Raw genomic sequence first — 20,178 nt, forward strand, 5'->3', positions numbered from 1 at the left:
TCAAGCTTCGTTTAAATAGTCACCCCTGCGGCGACGCCGCCTTGCGCGTGCGGGTCCGTTCCAGGCCAAGCTGGCGTTCGCGCCAGATGATGAAGATGCCGGCGGCGACGACGATCAGGCCGCCGACCAGCATATGGAGCGTGGCGACGTCGCCGAAGACGAGATAGCCGACGACGACGCCGAGGATCATCGAGGTGTATTCGAACGGCGCCACCACCGAGGCCTCGGCATGGCGATAGGCCGCCGTCATCAGGATCTGGCCGAGGCCGCCGCAGAAGCCGGCGGCAACAAGGAGAGCTGCCTGGAGCGGCGTCAGCGCCTGCCAGCCGAATGGCAGCGACAGCAGCGACATGACGCTTGCCGTCACCGAAAACCACAGCACGATGGTCGCCGTGCGCTCGCTTTGCACGAGATTGCGCACCAAGAGCATGGCGACGGCCGAGATCGCCGCCGCGACAAGAGCGGCCATGACGCCAAGCACTTCCTGATCGTCGAGCGCCTCGTCGGAACTCAGCAGCGTCAGTTCCGGCCATGAGATGATCAGCACGCCGACAAGACCGACCGCGACCGCACTCCAGCGATAGACACGGATGGCCTCGCCGAGGAAGATGGAGCTGAACACCACCACCAGCAGCGGCTGCGCGTAGTTCAGCGTGATCGCTTCCGGCAGCGGCAGTCGGGTCAACGCAAAAAAGCCGAGCCCCATGGCGCAGACGCCGACCAGGCCGCGGGCGATGTGGTTGAACGGACGCCTGGTGGTGAAGGCAGTGCCGAGTTCTTTCCTGAAAGCCAGGAAGGCGATGATCGGGAAGATGGCGAAAAAAGAGCGGAAGAAGACAATCTGGCCGGCCGGAATCGTGCCTGCGGCTTTGATACAGGTCTGCATGCCGACGAAGACCGCCACCGACACGATCTTGAGCATGATGCCGGTAAGCGTGTCGTGCCCGCCGGCATCATCGCTGGCTGTGGCCGGGGGGCTGCCGGGGCCTGCTGTCACGCTCCCGACGCTTCCCGGATCGCCGCCCAGATACGCGCCGGCGTTGCCGGCATGTCGATGTGCTTGACGCCGTAAGCGCGCCAGAGCGCGTCGGTCACCGCATTGAGTGCCGCCGGCGTCGAGCCGATGGTGCCGGCCTCGCCCGCGCCCTTGATGCCGAGTGCATTGGTGGTCGAAGGCACGTTGCGGGTCTCGAAATGGAAGAACGGGAAATTGTCGGCGCGCGGCATGGCGTAATCCATGAAGCTCGCCGTCAAAAGCTGTCCATCCTCGCCATAGATAGTGTCTTCGGTCAGTGCCTGGCCGATGCCTTGCACGACGCCGCCATGCACCTGGCCGGCGAGCAGGATCGGGTTCACGGTGACGCCGAAATCGTCGACGATGGTGTAGCGGACGATCTCGGTCGCGCCGGTGTCGGGATCGATCTCGATCTCGCAGATATGGGTGCCGTTGGGATAGGTGCATTCGTCCTGCACGAACTCGCCAAAGCCCTTGAGATCGTCCGGCGTCTTGGCGGCCTTGGCGATAGCGGAAAAATCGAGCGAGCGATCGGTGCCGACGATGCGGGCGACACCGTCGGACAATTCGATGTCGCCGGCAGAAGCCTCCAGTTCGTCGGCTGCGATGCGCTTGATCTTGTTGGCCAGATCCTCGCCCGCGCGGGAAGCCGATACACCTCCCAGCGGAATGGAGCGCGAGCCGCCGGTGCCGCCGCCGGCCTTCAGCTCATCGGTATCGCCCTGGCGGACATGAATCTTGTCGATGTGGAGATTGAGCTTTTCCGACAGGAACTGCGCATAGGCGGTGGCGTGTCCCTGCCCGTTGGTCTGGGTGCCGATCTTCAGCGTCACCGTGCCATCGCCATTGAGTTCAACGAAGGCCGGTTCGGAGCCCGGAAAGGCACAGGCCTCGATATAGGTCGCCATGCCGAGGCCGCGGATTTTTCCGCCGGCCTTCGATTGCGCCAGCCGCTCCGGAAACGCTTTCCATTCGGATTGCTCGATGGCGCGCTCCATATGGCCTTCGAATTCACCGGTGTCGTAGAGGCGGCCGGTTTGCGTCCGGTAGGGAAATTGCTCCGGCCGGATGAAGTTGCGGCGGCGGATCTCCTCGACAGGCAGGCCGAGATCGTGGGCGCAGGCATCGACCAGCTTTTCCAGCAGGAAGGCTGCTTCCGGTCGGCCGGCACCGCGATAGGCATCGACCGGGCAGGTGTTGGTGTAGAGGCCGGTCACCGAGACGTCGAGCGCCTGGATATCATAGACACCGGTCGACATGGTGACGCCGATATAGGGGATGAACGGACCGTATTGCGAGATATAGGCGCCGATGTTGGCGAGCAGGTCCACCTTCATGCCGAGAAAGCGGCCGTCCTTGTCCAGCGCCATTTCGGCCGTGACGAAATTGTCGCGCCCTTGCGCGTCGGTCAGGAAGTGTTCCGTGCGGTCGCCGGCCCATTTCACCGGGCGGCCAAGCCGCTTTGCCGCTTCCAGCACCAGCGGATATTCGCGGTAGACGAAGCTCTTCGGCCCGAAACCACCGCCGACATCAGGCGTGATGACGCGCAGCTGGTCTTTCTTGATCTTGAACACGCTGGCCAGGATATACTGCATGGAGTGCACGCCTTGCGACCCGGTGGTCAGCACGAAGCGCTTCTCCTCGACGTTCCATTCGCCGATCGCGGAGCGCGGCTCCATGTAGTTGCACACCAGCCGGTTGTTGACGAACTCGATGCGGGTGACATGGGCGGCCTTGGCGAAAGCCGCTTCGGTCTTTTTCTTGTCGCCCATGTGGTAGCTGAAGGCGCGGTTGGAACCAAGCTCCGGCCAGACCAGCGGCGTGCCTTCGGCAAGTGCATTTGCCGTCCCCGAGGCCGCGTCTTCGCCGTCATAGTCGACATCGATCAGTTCGGCGGCATCCTGCGCCAAGGCTCGGCTGTCGGCGACGACGAAGGCAACGGCATCGCCGACATAGTTGACGCGGTCGCGGCACAGGATCGGGATGTCGCGCGTCGGAGCCTTGGTGCCGTCCGGCTGTTCCTGCATGACGCCGGATTTCAGATCGCCGAGATGGGCAAGATCCTTGCCGGTCAGCACCAGATGGACGCCAGGTGCCGCCTTCGCCGCCTCGGTCGAACCGATGGTGAAGCTGGCCTTGGCGACCGGCGAGCGCAGGACATAGCCATGCAGGACGCCAGCCGGCTGGATGTCGTCGGTATAGCGGCCCTGGCCCTGGATGAAGGCGGCATCCTCGCGCCGCAGCACGGATGCGCCCATGCCGAATTTCGGTGTGACGACGGTCATGGATGCCTCGTGATGATGACAGGAGAAGGAACGCCTGAAATAGGCATTGCCTCAGTTTTGTCGAGGGGCGGTTTCGTGTAAAGAGCGCGGACTTCAAATTTCTTGGACCAGCGGACACAATCCGCCGCCAACGCAATCGACAGGAAAACCCACGGAATGCGCACGGACACCGGCCAAGTCTTCAAACTCGAAGACTATCGCCCCAACGACTACCTCATTCCGAAAACCGACCTTACCTTCCGCCTTTCGCCAGACGCAACGCGTGTCACCGCCGTGCTCACGATAGAGCGTCGTGACGACGTCTCCGTGTCGGCACCGCTGGTGCTCGACGGCGACGGGCTGACCCTCAAGCGCATAGAGATCGACGGCAACAAGGTAAAGCCGGCGGATCTGCTGGCGACGCCCGATCAACTGACCATCCTCAAGCCGCCGGCGGCGCGTCGCTTCCAGTTGCTCATAGAGACCGAGGTGGCGCCGGCCGGCAACGAAGCCCTGATGGGCCTCTACCGCTCGAGCCATGTCTACTGCACGCAATGCGAAGCCGAGGGCTTTCGCCGCATCACCTATTTCCTCGATCGTCCCGATATCCTGTCCGTCTACACGGTGCGCATAGAGGCAATACGTGACGAAGCGCCGCTGCTCCTGTCCAACGGCAACCCGGTCGACAGGGGCGACCTCGGCGACGGCTGGCACTATGCAGTGTGGCACGACCCTTTCCCCAAGCCGTCCTATTTGTTCGCGCTGGTGGCCGGCAATCTCGGCCAGCTTGCGGACAGTTTCGTCACGCTATCGGGCCGCACGATCGAACTCGGCATCTATGTCGAGCCCGGCAAGGAGAACCTGGCCGGCTACGCGATGGATGCCCTGAAGCGGTCGATGAAATGGGACGAGGAGGCGTTCGGCCGCGAATACGATCTCGACGTCTTCAACATCGTCGCCGTGTCCGACTTCAACATGGGCGCGATGGAGAACAAGGGCCTCAACATCTTCAACGACAAATATGTGCTGGCCGACCGGGAGACCGCGACGGACGCCGATTTCGCCAATATCGAGGCGATCATCGCGCATGAGTATTTCCACAATTGGACAGGCAACAGAATCACTTGCCGCGACTGGTTCCAGCTCTGCCTGAAGGAAGGCCTGACGGTTTTCCGCGACCACGAATTCTCCGCCGACCAGCGTTCGCGCGCGGTCAAGCGCATCGCCGAAGTGCGCACCTTGCGCGCCCACCAGTTTCCCGAGGACCAAGGTCCGCTGGCGCATCCGGTGCGGCCGCGCCGCTACCGCGAAATCAACAATTTCTACACCGCGACGGTCTACGAGAAGGGCTCCGAAGTGGTGCGCATGATCCGCACAATTCTCGGTGCCGACGTCTTTCGCGCCGGCATGGACCTCTATTTCGAGCGACACGACGGTGACGCGGCGACGATCGAGGATTTCATCAAGGTGTTCGAGGATGCGTCCGGCCGCGACCTGTCGCAGTTCGCGCTCTGGTATCATCAGGCAGGCACGCCGAACCTGACGATCAGTTCGACGCACAATCCGGCCGCGCAAGAATTCACGCTCGAAATCGAGCAGTCGGTGCCGCCGACACCCTCCGAAAGCCGCAAGCGGCTGATGCACATCCCGCTGGCTTTCGGCCTGATCGGCGCCGGCGGCAAGCCTGTGCCGTATAGCGGCGTCGAGGGCGCCAGCGTCGAGGACGGCGTCATCCATATCCGCAAGCGCCGCCACATGGTGCGGTTTTCAGGCGTCACCGAGCGCCCGGCCGTGTCGCTCAACCGCGGCTTTTCGGCGCCGGTGACATTGTCCGTCGAGCAGAAAGCCGACGACCAGTTCTTCCTCGCCCGCCATGACAGCGACGCCTTTTCGCGCTGGCAAGCCTTCAACACATTGCTGACCGATGCATTGATCTCAGCCTTCCGCGAGATCCTTGGCGGCAAGCAGCCGGCCTTTGCGCCGCGGCTGATCGAACTCGCCGGCAGCATTGCCGGTGACGAGGCGCTGGAGCCGGCCTATCGGGCGCTGGCGCTGGCACTGCCAGGCGAAGCCGACATTGCCCGCGACATCGGCAGGAACATCGACCCCGATGCCATCTATGCGGCTCGCGAGGCGCTGGCGCTGGCGATCGGCATTGCGAACCGGGACGTTTTTTCGGGCCTCTACCGCATCCTTGCCGACAAAGATGCGTTTAGCCCCGACGCGGCGAGCGCCGGACGACGCGCCTTGCGCAACACCTTGCTGGATTATCTGTCGATGCAGCCGGGCGGAGCGGCACTCGCCGCCGGGCATTTCCAGTCGGCGACCAACATGACCGACCGCGCGGCAGCACTTGCCGTGCTCGCGCATCGTCACCACGGTTCGCCCGAGGCGGTCGAGGCGCTGGCGGCTTTCGAGACGACCTATGGGTCAGACCCGCTGGTCATGGACAAATGGTTCCAGATCCAGGCCAGCGTTCCGGGGCCGCAAACCGTCGACACCGTGAAGGCCCTGACCAACCACCCGGCCTTCTCGATGGGCAATCCGAACCGGGTTCGCTCGCTGATCGGCACCTTCTCCAGCGCCAACCAGACCGGCTTCCATCGTGCTGACGGCGAAGGCTACTGGTTCTTTGCTCAAACCGTGCTCGAGGTCGAAAAACGCAACCCGCAAGTGGCGGCAAGGCTGGCGACGGCGCTCAGATCCTGGCGCTCGCTCGAATCTTTGCGGCAGGCCAAGGCCAGGGAAGCGCTGCTGTCGATCGCCGGCGCCGAAAACCTGTCGGCGGATTTGCGGGATATCGTCGAGCGCACGCTGGCGTAGGGGGAGCGATCTCCCCACGAGAGGGGAGATCGACCATTTGAGCATTATTTTAGTCTATTTTTAATCTTTTTTGGCCGGACCACTGGACAAGGCGAATCACCTTTGATTCTTTACTGACGATTCGGATGTGCGGCGTTTGCCGGATCACCAAGCAGCATAGGCAATTCGGGGAGTGCCATTTATGGCGAAGGCGGACGCGTGGGGCGCGCCCGGAGGGACGGTTTTTGCGCATCGCGAGACGCGCGGCGACGGTCTTGCCGGGAATACGCGGCTCATCGCCGAACCGGCCTACCGGCGGCTTCTGGCCGCCGAGCCGCTGCTGCGCCGATCGATACCCGTCCTCATCATCACCTTCCTGATCGTCATCGCGGCGCTGCGCGTGCTGTCGCTGATGAACGAGCGTGACGATGTCGAGCGCAATGCCAAGGCGATCCTGACGCTGGCGGCGGGCCAACTGGCCAGTTCGCTAGCCACCACCTCGGAAACGGTGCCCGGCGCCATACAGGATCTGCTGGAGACCACCAGCCGCCAGGGCGCGATGGGCCGCAGCCATGTGCTTGTCATCACCGACAGCGCTTTCAAGATCGTCGCGGTGACGCCGCGCTCCATGCCATGGCAGGGCCATTCGCTCGACGGCCTCGTCGAGGGCGGCCAGCCCTTGTTCATGTTCGGCGATCGTGCCGGCGTCATGGACGTCAACATCGACGGACGGGACTGGTACGCGGCGGTCAGCCTGGCGAATGGCGGCAAGGGCGCATCGGCGGCCCTGGTGCCACAGGACGCGGTTTTCGATGCCTGGCGCAAGACTGTTTCGCTGAACGTCACCCTGTTCGTGCTGACGGCCGGTGTGCTGATCGTCATCCTCTATGCCTATTTCGGCCAGGCAGCACGTGCGCAGGCGGCCGACCGCATCTACCTCGAAGCGCATCAGCGCATCGACATGGCGCTGGTTCGCGGCCGCTGCGGCCTGTGGGACTGGGACATGGTGCGCGGCAAGATGTACTGGTCGCGCTCGATGTACGATATGCTCGGCTACAAGCCCTGCGACACGATGCTGTCCTTCGGCGAGGTCGATCAGATCATCCATCCCGAGGACGGCGACCTGTTCGAGCTCGCCAACAGAATCGTCGCACGCGAGATCGACCACATCGACCAGGTGTTCCGCATGCGCCATGCCGACGGCCAATGGGTCTGGATGCGCGCACGGGCACAGGTCATCGATCCGGAAGCGCCGGAGATCCAGCTGATCGGCATTGCCGTCGACGTCACCGAACAGCGTCATCTGGCGCTGCGGTCCGAGGCTGCCGACCTTCGCCTCAGAACGGCGATCGAGAACATCAACGAATCCTTCGTGCTGTGGGATTCGACGCAGCGCCTGATCATGTGCAATTCCAAATACCAGCAGGACAACGGGCTCTCGGACCGCGACGTAATGCCGGGCACCGCGCGCGCGGCGCTGGAACAACGCATGCTGGCCTTTGCTTCCGAACGGCGGCTTGCCCACACCAGCGGCCTGCAGGGCGGCGCCACTTTCGAGCGGCAACTGGCCGATGGCCGATGGCTGCAGGTCAACGAACTGAAGACCAGGGACGGCGGCATCGTCTCGGTCGGCTCCGACATCACCCAGATCAAGCTGCACCAGGAGAAGCTGGTCGACAGCGAGCGCCGGCTGATGGCAACGATCCATGATCTCAGCCTCGCGCGGCGGGCCGAAGAGGAGCGTTCGCGCGAACTGGTCGACCTCAACCGCAAATATATGAAGGAAACCGAACGCGCCGAAGCTGCGAACCGGGCCAAATCCGAATTCCTGGCCAACATGTCGCATGAGTTGCGCACGCCGCTGAACGCCATCATCGGCTTCTCCGAACTGATGGAACAAGGGCTGTTCGGCCCGCTCGGATCGGAGCGCTACGAGGAATATGCCACCGACATCAACAGCAGCGGCAAATATCTGCTGGGCGTCATCAACGACATTCTCGACATGTCCAAGATCGAGGCCGGCCAGTTCTCTCTCGACCGGGAAGAGATCGACCTCGGCCCGCTGATCAGCGAAACCGTACGCGTCGTTTCGTTGCAGGCGGCGCAAAAGGCCATCACCGTGGAAACGCGCATTGCCGATGCGCTGACGCTGGTCGCCGATCGCCGTGCGATCAAGCAGATCGTCATCAACCTTTTGTCCAATGCGGTGAAGTTCACCGGCCAGGGCGGCCACATATCGGTCAGGGCCCGCAACACATCCGGCGCGCTGGTGCTGACGATCGAGGACAATGGCTGCGGCATCCCCAAGGATGCGCTGGGCAAGCTCGGGCGGCCCTTCGAACAGGTGCAGAACCAGTTCTCCAAGAGCCATGCCGGGTCCGGCCTTGGCCTTGCCATCTCACGTTCGCTGGCCGAGCTTCAGGGCGGCGCGCTGAAGATCCGGTCGAGCGAAGGTGTCGGCACGATCGTGTCGGTGCGCATTCCGGTGAAGAGGGCCGTGCCGGCGATCAAGGTTGCAGCGTGAATATTTTATCACCATCCCAGGCCTGATCCCACCTCATGGACGCGAGGTGAAACGCTTTGACAAAGTTATCTATTTATCCACCTTAGATAAGAAAGGTAGACTTTGTCATGCGAGTGACTTCAACAGAATTCCAGCAGAATGTCGGGCGTTTTCAGGACGCTGCCCAGCGTGCGCCGGTCGCAATCACAAAGAATGGCCGGACCCACACGGTACTCCTGTCGGCGGCGATGTTCGAGGTGTTGGTCAAGGGACGAGTCGCCCGTAACGCGGAAGAACTGGATGATGAGACGCTGAACGCCATCGCCGAAAGCGCCGTACCGAGCGAATATGCCGGGCTCGATGCGATGCTCAAAGACTGGACACCGTGAGCCTGCCCAAACCTATCCCGGGTCTGGTGATTTCCTATTCTTACCTCTGGGTGAGAGAACACGAAAGGGTGCCGAAGAAGGTCGCAAAAACCGACCATGCGCCATTGTCGCCGCGCGCCGGGTCGTGGAGGGCCGTGAAGTCATAACGGTCGTTCCGGTCACACACTCGCCACCGGCTGATCCTGCCGATGCAGTAGAAATACCTGCGCCACTCAAAGCCCATCTCGGCCTCGATGACACGCCGTCATGGATCGTCGTGACCGAAACCAATGACTTCCTCTGGCCGGGTCCCGATCTCAGGCCCATCGCGGGAAGCAAACCGTCCCGATTCGACTATGGTATGCTGCCGCCGCGCTTCTACGCCTATCTGCGGGAGAGAATTTTGCAGGCTCACGCACGCCGCGCGCTCCGGCAGATTCGGCGAACAGAGTAGCTGCATGAGACTGGAAACACGAAACGTCTTCAATTCCAAGGGACGATCGCTTCACGGTGATCCCGAACGAAACAAAAGATCAAAGTCCTTCCTGACCTTCTGCGACGTTTCCTTGAGGTGTGCTTCCAGCACACCGAAATCCGGCAAGTCGGTCACCGCCAGAAGCAGATCCGAAAGCCCCGGCGGAACGTCGTCGCGCTCAAAGGCTCCGGTGAGGCACAGCCGCGTCATCTGGGTCAGTGCAAGATAGAGCGCGTAGGCATCGCCAAGCTCCTGCCTTATCCCGGCATCGGCGAAGCCCGGTGCGAGGCGCGACAGGATCTCGGCGGTGCCGGTGGCGCGGCGCCCGGTCTCGACCTGCCCGGTGATGACGGCCACCTGGGCGATGAATTCCAGATCGATCAATCCTCCGGGAATAAGCTTGATGTCCCAGAGATCGCGCGGCGGCTTTTCCTTCTCGATCATAGCCCGCATGTCCGCAGCCTCGGCCATCACCTTGGCGGCGTCGCGCGGCTGTCCAAGCACCGTCGCCACTTCCGCTTCAACCTCGCCGCACAGGCTGGCGTCGCCGGCAATGGCGCGGGCGCGGGCCAGCGCCATGTGTTCCCAGGTCCAAGCTTCCTGGCGCTGGTATTTCTTGAAGGCATCGATATGGGTGGCCACCGGCCCCTTGTTGCCGGACGGCCGCAGGCGCAGGTCGAGTTCGTAGAGCACCCCCTCCGCCGTCGGCGCGGACACCGCCGCGATCAGCCTTTGCGTCATGCGGGTGTAGTAATGCGAAGGCGCCAGCGGCTTGTCGCCGTTGGACTCTTCGGCATCCGGCGCGTGGTCGTAGAGCAGGATCAGGTCGACATCCGATCCGGCAGTCAACTCGCGGCTGCCGAGCTTGCCCATGCCGAGCAGCGAAACCACGCCGCCGGCAATGATGCCGTGGCGTGCCGCGAATTCGGCCGTCACCGCCTTCAACGCAGCCTCGATGGTGAGATCCGCCAGATCGGAAAAGGCGCGGCCGGCCCGCGCCGGATCGATCGAGCCGGCGAGCAGCCGGACACCAATCAGGAATTTCTGCTCGGAGGCAAAAATGCGCAGCCGGTCGAGCACATCCTCGTAAAGTCGGTCGCCCTCGACGAAGGCGGAAAGCCGCGCCGACAGATAGGCGCGGTCCGGTAGTTCGGTGAGCAAGGCCGGGTCGAGCAAACCATCGAAGACATGCGGCCTGCGGGTGATGATCGCCGCCAGCCGGGGGGCGGCCCCCATGATCGTCGCCAGAAGCTTCAGCAGGGCAGGATTGGACTGCAGCAGGGAGAACAGCTGGATGCCAGCCGGCAGGCCGGCGAGAAACTCGTCGAAGCGCATCAGAGCTTCGTCGGCCCGGCGCGTCTGGCCGAAGGCGCGCAGCAGCGCCGGCGTCAGTTCCGTCAGCCGCTCGCGTGCCTCCGCCGACTGGGTGAGGCGATAGCGGCCGAAATGCCAGCCACGGATGACGCGGCAGATGTCGCTTGGCCGCTGAAAGCCGAGCCCGTGCAAGGTCTGCAGCGTATCGGGATCGTCGACATCGCCGGTGAAGACCAGGTTGCCGATGCCGGTCGATAGTTCGGGTGCTGTTTCGAACAGTGCCGCGTAGTGGCGTTCGACCTGCTGCAGCGAGGCACGGAACGCTTGGGAAAAGGCAGAAGCGTCGGCAAAGGCGAGCATGCGGGCGATGCGCTCCAGGCCTTCATCATCTTCCGGCAGTGTGTGCGTCTGCTCGTCGGCAACCATCTGCACGGCATGTTCGACGCGGCGCAGGAACCAGTACTGGCGGGCAAGCGCATCGCGCGCCTCGGTGGTGATCCAGCCGCGGGTCGCAAGCTCACCGAGCATCGGCACGGTCTCGCGGCCACGCAGTTCAGGGAAGCGTCCGCCGGCGATGAGCTGCTGGGTCTGGACGAAGAACTCGATCTCTCGAATGCCGCCGCGGCCAAGCTTGACGTTGTGGCCTTTGACCGCAATCTCGCCATGGCCCTTGTGGGCGTGGATCTGGCGCTTGATCGAATGGACGTCGGCAATCGCCGCGTAGTCCATGTATTTGCGCCAGATATAGGGCTGCAACTCCTTGAGGAAGGCCGCACCCGCGGCCAGATCGCCTGCCACCGGGCGTGCCTTGATCATCGCGGCGCGCTCCCAGTTCTGGCCGCGTGCCTCATAGTAGCGCAATGCCGCCTCGACCGGGATCGCCAGCGGTGTCGAACCGGGGTCTGGGCGCAGTCTCAGATCGGTGCGGAAGACATAACCGTGTTCGGTGCGGTCCTGCAGGATGCGCACCAGGCGGCGCGTCAGCCTCGAAAACAACTCGGTGGCGTCGAGCGGATCGACGACGGCGGGCGCTTCCGGATCGAAGAAAACCACCAGATCGATGTCGGAGGAAAAATTCAGCTCATGCGCGCCGAGCTTGCCCATGCCGAGCAGGATCCAGCCCGACTGTTTCGACGGATTGTCGACATCCGGCAGTTTGAGTTTGCCCTGGCCATGCGCGTCACGCAGCAGGAAGTCGACGGCCGCACGGGTGCAGGCGTCTGCAAGATCGCTCAATCGCCGGACCGTCAGCGCCGTTTCGGCCTCGCCGGCAAGATCGGCCAGCGCGATCAGGAAATGCGCCTCCGCCTTCCACTGGCGCAGCTCCATCATCAGGCCGGATTCCGAGACTGCTTCGGTTAGATGCACCTGGTCGATGGCGGCGCCGATCGCCTTCAGCCGAGCCTCGATCGTCTGCTCGAACAGCCCGTCCAGGATTTGCGGCCGGCGACGTGCGGTATCACGCAGGAACGGCGACAGATCGAAGACTGCGGCAAGGAAATCCTGGCCCTCCCCTTTGCCTGCCAGGAACTTGGCCAGCCGCGTCAGTCCTTCTTCGCGCGCGGCGGAAGCGATCTCGGCCAGTTCCAACCGCGCACGGTCCTTGTCGAGCGGAGCAAGCTTGGCAGCCGGCTTCAGCAGCCATCCAGTCTCCACCCGCTTCGCTGCAGTGCTCATCAGTGATCCTCCCGAGCCGGGAAACTCATGACCACGGATAGTCCAGGATTGCCAGGCAAGAGTTCAAGCCGGCCATTGTGGAACGTCATGACCGCCTTGGCGAGGCTGAGGCCAAGACCGGAACCCGGCTGCGAACGGCTCTTCTCCAGCCGCACGAAACGTTCCGTGGCGCGGGCGCGGTCGCCATCGTCGGGAATGCCGTGTCCATTGTCGGCAACGGACAGGCGAACGTCCGCACCGGCTCGCTCGAGCGTGACGCGCACCGCCGGCTGGGCATTGGCGCCTGTGGAATATTTGATGGCGTTGTCGACGATGTTCGACAGCGCCTGACCGATCAGTTCGCGGTTGCCGTTGACGGACACCGCCTCGCGCGCGTCTGCTTCCAGCGATACGCCTGCCTCTTCCGCCACCGGCTCGTAGAGTTCGACGACATCGCGCACGGCCTCCGCCAGATCGACGCGGTTGGTGTTCTCCGAGGAGTAGCCAGCCTCCAGCCGGGAAATCATCAGGATGGCGTTGAAGGTTTTTATCAACTGGTCTGACTCGGCAATGGTGCCTTCCAGCGCCTGCCGGTAGTCGGTAGGCTTTTGCTTGCCCGAAAGCGTCGCTTCGGCCCGATTGCGCAGCCGGGTCAGCGGCGTCTTCAGATCATGCGCGATGTTGTCGGAAACCTGCTTCAGGCCTTCGTTCAGCGCGGCGATCCTGGCCAGCATGGCATTGAGATTTTCGGAGAGCCGGTCGAACTCATCGCCAACCCCCGTCACGGGCAGCCTGCCCGACAGATCGCCGCCCATAATGCGGCGGCTGGCTTCCGACACGCTGTCGATGCGCTTCAGCGCGGCGCGGCCGACAAAAAACCAGATCAGCAATCCGCCCAGCCCCATCATGCCGAGCGCCAGCATCAGCGCACGGCGGATGACCGCACGAAACCGCTCCGGCTCGCCAAGGTCGCGGCCGACCAGCATGATCATCTGGTTCGGCAGCCGCAGCACCAGCGCAATGGCGTTGTGGCCCTTTTCGCCCTGCGCCTGCGCATCGTTCTGCTCGGATTGGGTGGTGGTACCCTGCTCGGCGGGAAGGTTGCGCAGGCGCTCGAGCTCTCCCTCGCCAAAGCGCTGATAAGAGAACGGACTGCTGGTCCAGCCTTCGTTCTCGAGAACGCCCGGCTCCAGGCTCTGCACATTGCCGGTCAGGATTTGGCCGTTGGCGTCGGCGATCAGGTAAAGGTTGGCGCCGGGCTGGCGCGAGCGCTGTTCCACCACGCGCACCAGGATCGGCAGGCCACCGCGCTGGTAGGCGCGGGCAAGGCCGAGCACTTCGTCATTGATGGTCTCCTGCGTCTGCGCGGTCAGCATTCGCGCCGACAGCGACGTCATGTAGAAGACGAGTGCCACCGCGCACAGCGCGAAGAGCAGGAAGTAGAGCGCCGAAAGCCGCGCTGCCGTCGTCTTCATGATGGCTGGCACGGAAAGAGCCATGCCGCAGCTAGCCGCTCTTCAGCATATAGCCGGCGCCGCGAACCGTATGCAGGATGGGCTTGTCGAAGCCCTTCTCGATCTTGCCGCGCAGGCGGGAGACATGGACGTCAATGACATTGGTCTGCGGATCGAAATGGTAGTCCCAGACATTTTCCAGCAGCATGGTGCGTGTCACCACCTGGCCGGCATGCCGCATCAGATATTCGAGCAAGCGGAATTCACGGGGCTGCAACGTTATCTCGCGTGACGCACGGCGGACCGAATGCGACAGCCTGTCGAGTTCGAGATCGCCGACGCGGTAGACGGTTTCGGCTTCCTTGGCGCTGGCGCGACGGTTCAGAACCTCAACGCGGGCGAGAAGCTCGGAGAAGGCATAGGGTTTCGTCAGGTAGTCGTCGCCGCCGGCGCGCAGCCCCGTGACCCTATCATCGACTTCGCCGAGCGCCGACAGGATCAGCACTGGCGTTGTGTTGCCCCTGGACCGGAGACCGGCAATGACCGACAGGCCGTCGCGACGCGGCATCATCCGGTCGATCACCATCACGTCGTAGTCGCCGGCGTCGGCGAGCGCAAAGCCGGTTTCGCCGTCACCGGCGACATGAGCGGTGTGACCGGCCTCGGCAAAGGCTTTCTGCAAGTAATCCGCAGCCTCGCGATCGTCTTCTATGACGAGAATCTTCATAGGGCTGTTATACGCGATTTCGCCGGAAGGTTGAGTGGCAGACATCTGCATTGTGGCCTTTGCCAAAGCGCACCGCGATCAAGATTGCCCGAAGCCGTGCGCGATAAAGCTGCTCGCCGCCGATGTCGTTTGCATCGGATCGCGGAAGCGCTTTTGAAAGTGTGCGGCAGCGGACGATGGGAAGCCCGCTGCCGCCGGGGGAAGGCGCGATGACTGACTAACGCGCGCTCCTCCATGCTTTCCCGCACGGCGGCTCGGGGTATTGAAACTGCCGCACTGGAAAAGTCCAACCTGCCGCCGGAACGCCCTCACCCACCTGGAAAGGCCGAGAGAACGCTCCGGGACCGACCTCAGCCTTTGGCGACGGGCAGCGCGACGAACCGATTGGTGTCGTCGCGGGTGATCTGCATCAGCACTGCCTTGCGGCCGGATTTGACTGCTTCGGTCATCGCCTTGGTGACGTCTTCGGTGCCGTTCACTTCGGTCGAATTGACTGACGTGATGACGTCGCCCGGCTGGATGCCGCGATCGGCGGCGTCGCTGTCGGGATCGACATCGGTCACCACCAGTCCCTTGCCGTTTTCAGAGTTGGTAACGGTCAGGCCGAAATCGGCCAGCGTGTCGGGCTTGGCCGGGGCGGCGGGCTGCTGCTGATCGACAGAGGCCTGCTTGTCGCTCGAAGGCAGTTTGCCGAGATCGACCTTGACCGTCTGGCTCTTGCCGTCGCGCCACACGGTGACGTCGACCGACTTGCCAGGCGAATAGGCGCCGATCAGCCGGGCCAGTTCCTTCGGCGAAGCGACATCCTTGCCGTCGACCTGGGTGATCACGTCACCGGCCGTGATGCCCGCCTTCTTGCCGGGACCATCGTCCTGGGCACTGGAAATTAGTGCGCCGTTGTTGGACTTCAGACCAAGCGACTCAGCGATGTCGGAGGTGACCGGCTGGATTTCGACACCGAGCCAGCCGCGCTGCACGGAACCGCTCTTCATCAGGTCCTGAACGACCTGCTTGGCGGTCGAAGCGGGAATGTCGAAGGCGATGCCGACGCTGCCGCCTGACGGCGAGAAGATCGCGGTGTTGATGCCGACGACCTGGCCGTTGAGGTTGAAGGTCGGACCGCCAGAATTGCCGCGGTTGACCGATGCGTCGATCTGGATGAAGTCGTCATAAGGGCCAGCGCCGATGTCACGGCCGCGGGCGGAGACGATGCCGGCGGTGACGGTTCCACCAAGGCCGAACGGATTGCCGACGGCCACCACCCAGTCGCCGACGCGAACCTTGGAGTCATCGGCGAAGTCGACATAGGTAAACTTGCCGACGCCGTCGACCTTAAGCACGGCGAGATCGGTGCGCGGGTCGGTGCCGATCAGCTTGGCGTCGAGCTCCTTGCCGTCATGCATCACCACGGTGAAGGCCGAGCCTTCCGAAACGACGTGGTTGTTGGTGACGAGATAGCCGTCATCCGAGATGAAGAAGCCCGATCCCTGGGCAACCGGCCGCGGCTGGTCGTTGTTGCGGTCGCGGTGGCTGAAGCGCCTGTTGCCGCCACCCTGGCCGTCCTGGTCACCAAAGCCACGGAATTCCTTGAAGAAGCGGCGCAGCTGTGGATTGTTGGGCAGGTTGTTCATGCCATCCTGGTCGTCGGACGGGTCGGAGCCATCATCGGCGGCCGGGCTGATCTTGGCCTTGACCTTGACGCTGACAACGGCGGGAGAAACGCGCTCGACGACATCGGCGAAGCCCGGCACCTGCGGCGCCTCGACGCGCACGGCATCGGCCAGAACAGGGCTGGTTCCGCTGGTCAGCGCGCCGACGCCGATCGCACCGGCCACCGCGACAGATGCGACGGCAGCCATGAGACGCTTGCGGGTGACGGAATATGAATTGGGGGCAATATTCATGGATTTCTTATCCTCTTTCAACGGACGCTGCTTGGTCGGCATCCTCAGGAAAGGAGAATTAGAGCGGCACACATTACAGCGCCATTTCCGACACATGAAACTTTGGTAATGTTTGGGAGTCAGGGGACGTACAATCCCCTTGGCTGCCATGTCCGATGTGCTATCTTGTACACAACTCAGCACAAGGCTTTCATAAATGACAGCAAGCACCACCATGACCATCCGGGTCTCTTCCGAAACCAAGCTGAAGCTGGAGCGGATCGCCACCGACACCCGGCGTAGCAAATCGTTCCTCGCCGCCGAGGCGGTCTCGGCCTACGTCGATCGCGAACTCGATATCATTGAAGGCATCAAACGCGGCATGGAAGATGCGGCGGCTGGCCGTGTCGTGCCTCACGACGATGCGATGGCGGAAATCGACGCAGTCATCGAATCGGCGGAAGCCAGGCGCTTGGGCAAGGCGTGAAGCGGTTCGTCGCCTGGTCGCGAGAAGCGCTGGACGATCTTAAGCAGCAAGTTGCCTTTATCGCTCAGGACAATCCTGCTGCCGCCCGACGCCTGGCGGATCGTATTCATGAAATGGGCCAGGGCCTTGGTGAGATGGCGACGGGCCGCCCAGGCCGAGTGACAGGCACATATGAGAAGCTCATCGACCGCCTGCCCTACATCATTGCCTATGAGTTGCGCCCAATCGCTGGCCGTCAGAGCGTCGTTATCCTGCGCGTCATTCACACGTCGCGAGACTGGCCCTCGGAGGAATGGCCAAGCTAATTGCCTAGTATCTTGTCCAGCGCCGCCTGTTCCTCAGTGGTCAACGCATTGGTCGCCAGCACGCGGCGCGACCGCGCGGTCAGCACGATGAAAACGCCTCCTATCAGCAACAGCAGGACGGGCGTGCCCCATAGCAACGCATTGCGCAGGTCGAAACGCGGCTTCAGCAGCACGAACTCGCCATAGCGCGAAACCACGTAGTCCATGACCTGCTGGTCGGTGTCGCCGGCGACGAGGCGCTGACGCACAAGGACGCGCAAGTCGCGGGCAAGGTCGGCATCGGATTCGTCGATCGACTGGTTCTGGCAGACCATGCAGCGCAAGCCTTCCGACAGCGCCCGCGCCCGCGCCTCCAGCGTTGGATCAGGCAGCACCTCGTCAGGCTTCACCGCCGAGGCCGTGCCGGCAAAGAACAGCGCCAGCAGCAGGATAATGGAGGTCAGAGAAAGCCGCGCGTTCATGGCAGGGTCGCGGATGGCACCGCGCTCGCCTGCTTGCGCCGTCGCGACGGCGCGCCGACGCGCAGGCGCCGGTCCATCAGTGACATCGCCGCGCCCGCCATCATCATCAGGCCGCCGCCCCAGATCAACGTCACCAGCGGCTTCCACCACAAACGCACGACGACGGAACCGTCATTGCCCTCGTCGCCGAGCGAGATGTAGAGCTGCGAGAAACCAATCGTCCTGATGCCCGATTCCGTCGTCGTCATCTGCCGCACCGGATAAAACCGTTTGGCGGAGCTGATTTCGCCAACAGGGCTGCCGCTGATGCCGATCAGTTCGAAGCGGCCGAGATCCTCGCTGTAATTCGGTGCCTGGGCCGGATAAAGCCCGACGAAACGCAGCGTACGGCCGGAGAGTTCGACGGTCTCACCGGCATGCATCGACAGGATCTTCTCGGTGCCGAAGCAAAGTGTGCCGACGATGCCGAGCGTGGTCAGGCCCAAGCCAAGGTGAGCGAAGGCGGTGCCGAAGACCGAGCGCGGCAGGCCGAGCAAGCGCCTGACCATGATCCCCGCTGCGACATTGCCGACCCCCGATTTGACGGCGAGGTCGGTGAGCGCGCCAAGGATCAGCCAGACGGCAAGGCCAACGCCCAGGGCTGCGAACACCGAGGCGCCGTCGATGAACAAAACGGTGACCAGCGTCGCCAGCAGCGCCGCTGCAAAGGCCACCATAAGGCGCTGCGCGACGGCGAAGACATCGCCACGCTTCCAGGCCAGCAAAGGCCCGAACGGAACCACGAGCAGCAGCGGCACCATCAGCGGTCCGAAGGTGAGATTGAAGAACGGCGCGCCGACCGAGATCTTGTCGGCTGAAAAGGCTTCGACGGCGAGCGGATAGAGTGTGCCCACGAGGACGGTCGCCGTCGCCGTCGTCAGGAACAGATTGTTGAGGACCAGCGCCCCTTCTCGGGAAATCGGTTGGAACAGGCCGCCGGTCGTCAGCCGGGAAGCGCGCAGCGCAAACAGCGCCAGCGAGCCGCCGATAAACAGCGTCAGTATGCACAGGATAAACACGCCGCGCGTCGGATCGGTGGCAAAGGCGTGCACCGAGGTCAGCACGCCTGAACGCACGAGGAAGGTGCCGAGCAGCGACAGCGAAAAGGTCAGGATGGCGAGCAGCAGCGTCCAGATCTTCAGCGCCGAGCGCTTTTCCATGACGATGGCCGAATGGAGCAGCGCGGTCCCCGCCAGCCACGGCATGAAGGAGGCGTTCTCGACCGGATCCCAGAACCAGAAACCGCCCCAACCGAGTTCGTAGTAGGCCCAGTACGATCCCATGGCGATGCCGCCGGTCAGGAACATCCAGGCGACCAGCGTCCACGGCCGCACCCAACGCGCCCAGGACGCGTCGATGCGGCCTTCGATGAGAGCGGCAACCGAGAAGGAAAAACAGATCGAGAAGCCGACATAGCCGAGATAGAGGAAAGGCGGGTGGATGGCGAGGCCGAGATCCTGCAGGATCGGGTTCAGATCGCGGCCTTCGATCGGCGCCGGATTGAGCCGGATGAACGGATTGGACGTCGCCAGGATGAACAGGAAGAAGGCGGCGCCGATGGCGCCTTGCACCGCAAGCACATTGGCGCGCAGCGTCGCCGGCAGGTTGGAGCCGAAAGCGGCGACGAGCGCGCCGAAGAAGGTCAGGATCAACACCCAAAGCAGCATCGAGCCTTCATGATTGCCCCAGGTTCCGGTGATCTTGTAGATCAACGGCTGCAAGGAATGCGAGTTTTCCCACACGCTTGCCACCGAGAAATCGGAGCTTGCATAGGCAGTCGCCAACGCTGCGAAGGACAGCGCCGTCAAGGCAAAGCCGGTCACTGCGACCGGACCGCCGACGGCCATGAGGCGCTGGTTGTTCAGGCGCGCGCCAAACAGCGGCACCACCGTCTGCACCAGCGAAAGCGCAAACGCCAGGACGAGGGCGAAATGTCCCGTTTCAACCATGCCCGTGATCCATTGTCGCTCTCCTGCCGGAGCTATTCACTCTTGTTCTCCTGCCAGACGCCCTTGGCCTTGAGGCCGTCCGCAACCTCCTTGGGCATGTAGCGCTCATCATGCTTGGCCAGCACGCTATCGGCAACAAAAACCCCGTCCGGGCCGAAAGTACCCTCGGTGATGACGCCCTGCTCTTCGCGGAAAAGGTCGGGCAGGATGCCGGTGTAGGTGACCTTGACCGATTTGTGCGTGTCGGTCACCGAAAAGCCGACCGTGGCCCCCTGTCCGCGCTGGATCGTGCCTTTTTCGACCAATCCACCCAACCGGATGCGCTGGCCAGGCTGGACGCTGGCGGTGGTGAGATCGGCCGGCATGTAGAAATAGGAGGCCTTCTGGCCAAGCGCGTAAAAAGTCAGCCCGGTCGCGGCACCCAGGAAGACCAGCCCGCCCGCGATCACCGACAATCGTTTCTGCTTGCGCGTCAT

Annotated in this window: 14 protein-coding genes; 5 read left to right on the top strand and 9 right to left on the bottom strand. The window is 63.2% G+C overall.

Annotated elements, in window-relative coordinates; genetic code table 11:
- Positions 1-19: 19 nt before the first annotated feature.
- Both NKK51_RS00775 and NKK51_RS00780 read right to left on the bottom strand, forming a co-directional pair.
- Positions 20-997, bottom strand: a complete 978-nt coding sequence (locus NKK51_RS00775) for a DMT family transporter (protein ID WP_352550646.1) — start codon at positions 995-997, stop codon at positions 20-22.
- Positions 994-3,300: a xanthine dehydrogenase family protein molybdopterin-binding subunit gene (locus tag NKK51_RS00780; RefSeq protein WP_352550648.1), complete on the bottom strand. Its 2,307-nt coding sequence runs from the start codon at positions 3,298-3,300 to the stop codon at positions 994-996. Before NKK51_RS00780 ends, NKK51_RS00775 begins: the two co-directional genes overlap by 4 nt.
- 156 nt (positions 3,301-3,456) lie before the next feature.
- Here NKK51_RS00780 and pepN point away from each other — a divergent pair, with 156 nt between their 5' ends.
- The 3 genes from pepN to NKK51_RS00795 all read left to right on the top strand — a co-directional run bounded on the left by pepN (position 3,457) and on the right by NKK51_RS00795 (position 8,973).
- Positions 3,457-6,102, top strand: coding sequence for an aminopeptidase N (pepN, locus tag NKK51_RS00785; protein ID WP_352550649.1), 2,646 nt, complete (start codon positions 3,457-3,459; stop codon positions 6,100-6,102).
- 181 nt (positions 6,103-6,283) lie between these two features.
- Positions 6,284-8,605, top strand: a complete 2,322-nt coding sequence (locus NKK51_RS00790) for a PAS domain-containing sensor histidine kinase (protein ID WP_352550650.1) — start codon at positions 6,284-6,286, stop codon at positions 8,603-8,605.
- A 107-nt stretch (positions 8,606-8,712) separates the two neighbouring features.
- On the top strand, positions 8,713-8,973 hold the full coding sequence (locus NKK51_RS00795; RefSeq protein WP_023812822.1) for a type II toxin-antitoxin system prevent-host-death family antitoxin: 261 nt from the start codon (positions 8,713-8,715) through the stop codon (positions 8,971-8,973).
- A gap of 484 nt (positions 8,974-9,457) precedes the next feature.
- Here NKK51_RS00795 and NKK51_RS00800 read toward each other — a convergent pair whose 3' ends face one another.
- The 4 genes from NKK51_RS00800 to NKK51_RS00815 form a co-directional block, all read right to left on the bottom strand.
- Positions 9,458-12,418, bottom strand: coding sequence for a bifunctional [glutamine synthetase] adenylyltransferase/[glutamine synthetase]-adenylyl-L-tyrosine phosphorylase (locus NKK51_RS00800; RefSeq protein ID WP_352550651.1), 2,961 nt, complete (start codon positions 12,416-12,418; stop codon positions 9,458-9,460).
- Positions 12,418-13,896, bottom strand: coding sequence for a sensor histidine kinase (locus NKK51_RS00805; RefSeq protein WP_023812819.1), 1,479 nt, complete (start codon positions 13,894-13,896; stop codon positions 12,418-12,420). Before NKK51_RS00805 ends, NKK51_RS00800 begins: the two co-directional genes overlap by 1 nt.
- Positions 13,897-13,903: 7 nt before the next feature.
- Entirely contained in the window at positions 13,904-14,578 is a 675-nt protein-coding gene (locus NKK51_RS00810; protein WP_023812818.1) for a response regulator transcription factor, read from the bottom strand.
- Positions 14,579-14,928: 350 nt separating this feature from the next.
- A complete protein-coding gene (locus tag NKK51_RS00815; protein ID WP_352550653.1) occupies positions 14,929-16,482 on the bottom strand; it encodes a Do family serine endopeptidase in 1,554 nt (517 codons plus the stop codon).
- Positions 16,483-16,678: 196 nt separating this feature from the next.
- Between NKK51_RS00815 and NKK51_RS00820 the strand changes: the two genes are divergently transcribed.
- Both NKK51_RS00820 and NKK51_RS00825 read left to right on the top strand, forming a co-directional pair.
- Complete coding sequence (locus NKK51_RS00820; protein WP_352550655.1) at positions 16,679-16,948, top strand: CopG family ribbon-helix-helix protein; 270 nt, start codon at positions 16,679-16,681, stop codon at positions 16,946-16,948.
- Entirely contained in the window at positions 16,945-17,253 is a 309-nt protein-coding gene (locus tag NKK51_RS00825) for a type II toxin-antitoxin system RelE/ParE family toxin (RefSeq protein WP_128303003.1), read from the top strand. The genes NKK51_RS00820 and NKK51_RS00825 overlap by 4 nt, the downstream gene beginning before the upstream one ends.
- Here NKK51_RS00825 and NKK51_RS00830 read toward each other — a convergent pair.
- Genes NKK51_RS00830 through ccmE form a run of 3 tightly spaced genes read right to left on the bottom strand, consistent with a single transcriptional unit; the run spans position 17,250 to position 20,178 of the window.
- Positions 17,250-17,714 (bottom strand): cytochrome c-type biogenesis protein, encoded by a 465-nt coding sequence (locus NKK51_RS00830; protein WP_128303002.1) that lies wholly within the window; start codon positions 17,712-17,714, stop codon positions 17,250-17,252. The two genes, NKK51_RS00825 and NKK51_RS00830, sit on opposite strands and share 4 nt — an antisense overlap.
- Positions 17,711-19,702: a heme lyase CcmF/NrfE family subunit gene (locus tag NKK51_RS00835; protein ID WP_352550657.1), complete on the bottom strand. Its 1,992-nt coding sequence runs from the start codon at positions 19,700-19,702 to the stop codon at positions 17,711-17,713. The genes NKK51_RS00830 and NKK51_RS00835 overlap by 4 nt, the downstream gene beginning before the upstream one ends.
- A 32-nt stretch (positions 19,703-19,734) precedes the next feature.
- On the bottom strand, positions 19,735-20,178 hold the full coding sequence (gene ccmE, locus NKK51_RS00840) for a cytochrome c maturation protein CcmE (RefSeq protein WP_127292579.1): 444 nt from the start codon (positions 20,176-20,178) through the stop codon (positions 19,735-19,737).

Source organism: Mesorhizobium sp. M0011, assembly GCF_040324155.1.
GTDB lineage: Bacteria > Pseudomonadota > Alphaproteobacteria > Rhizobiales > Rhizobiaceae > Mesorhizobium.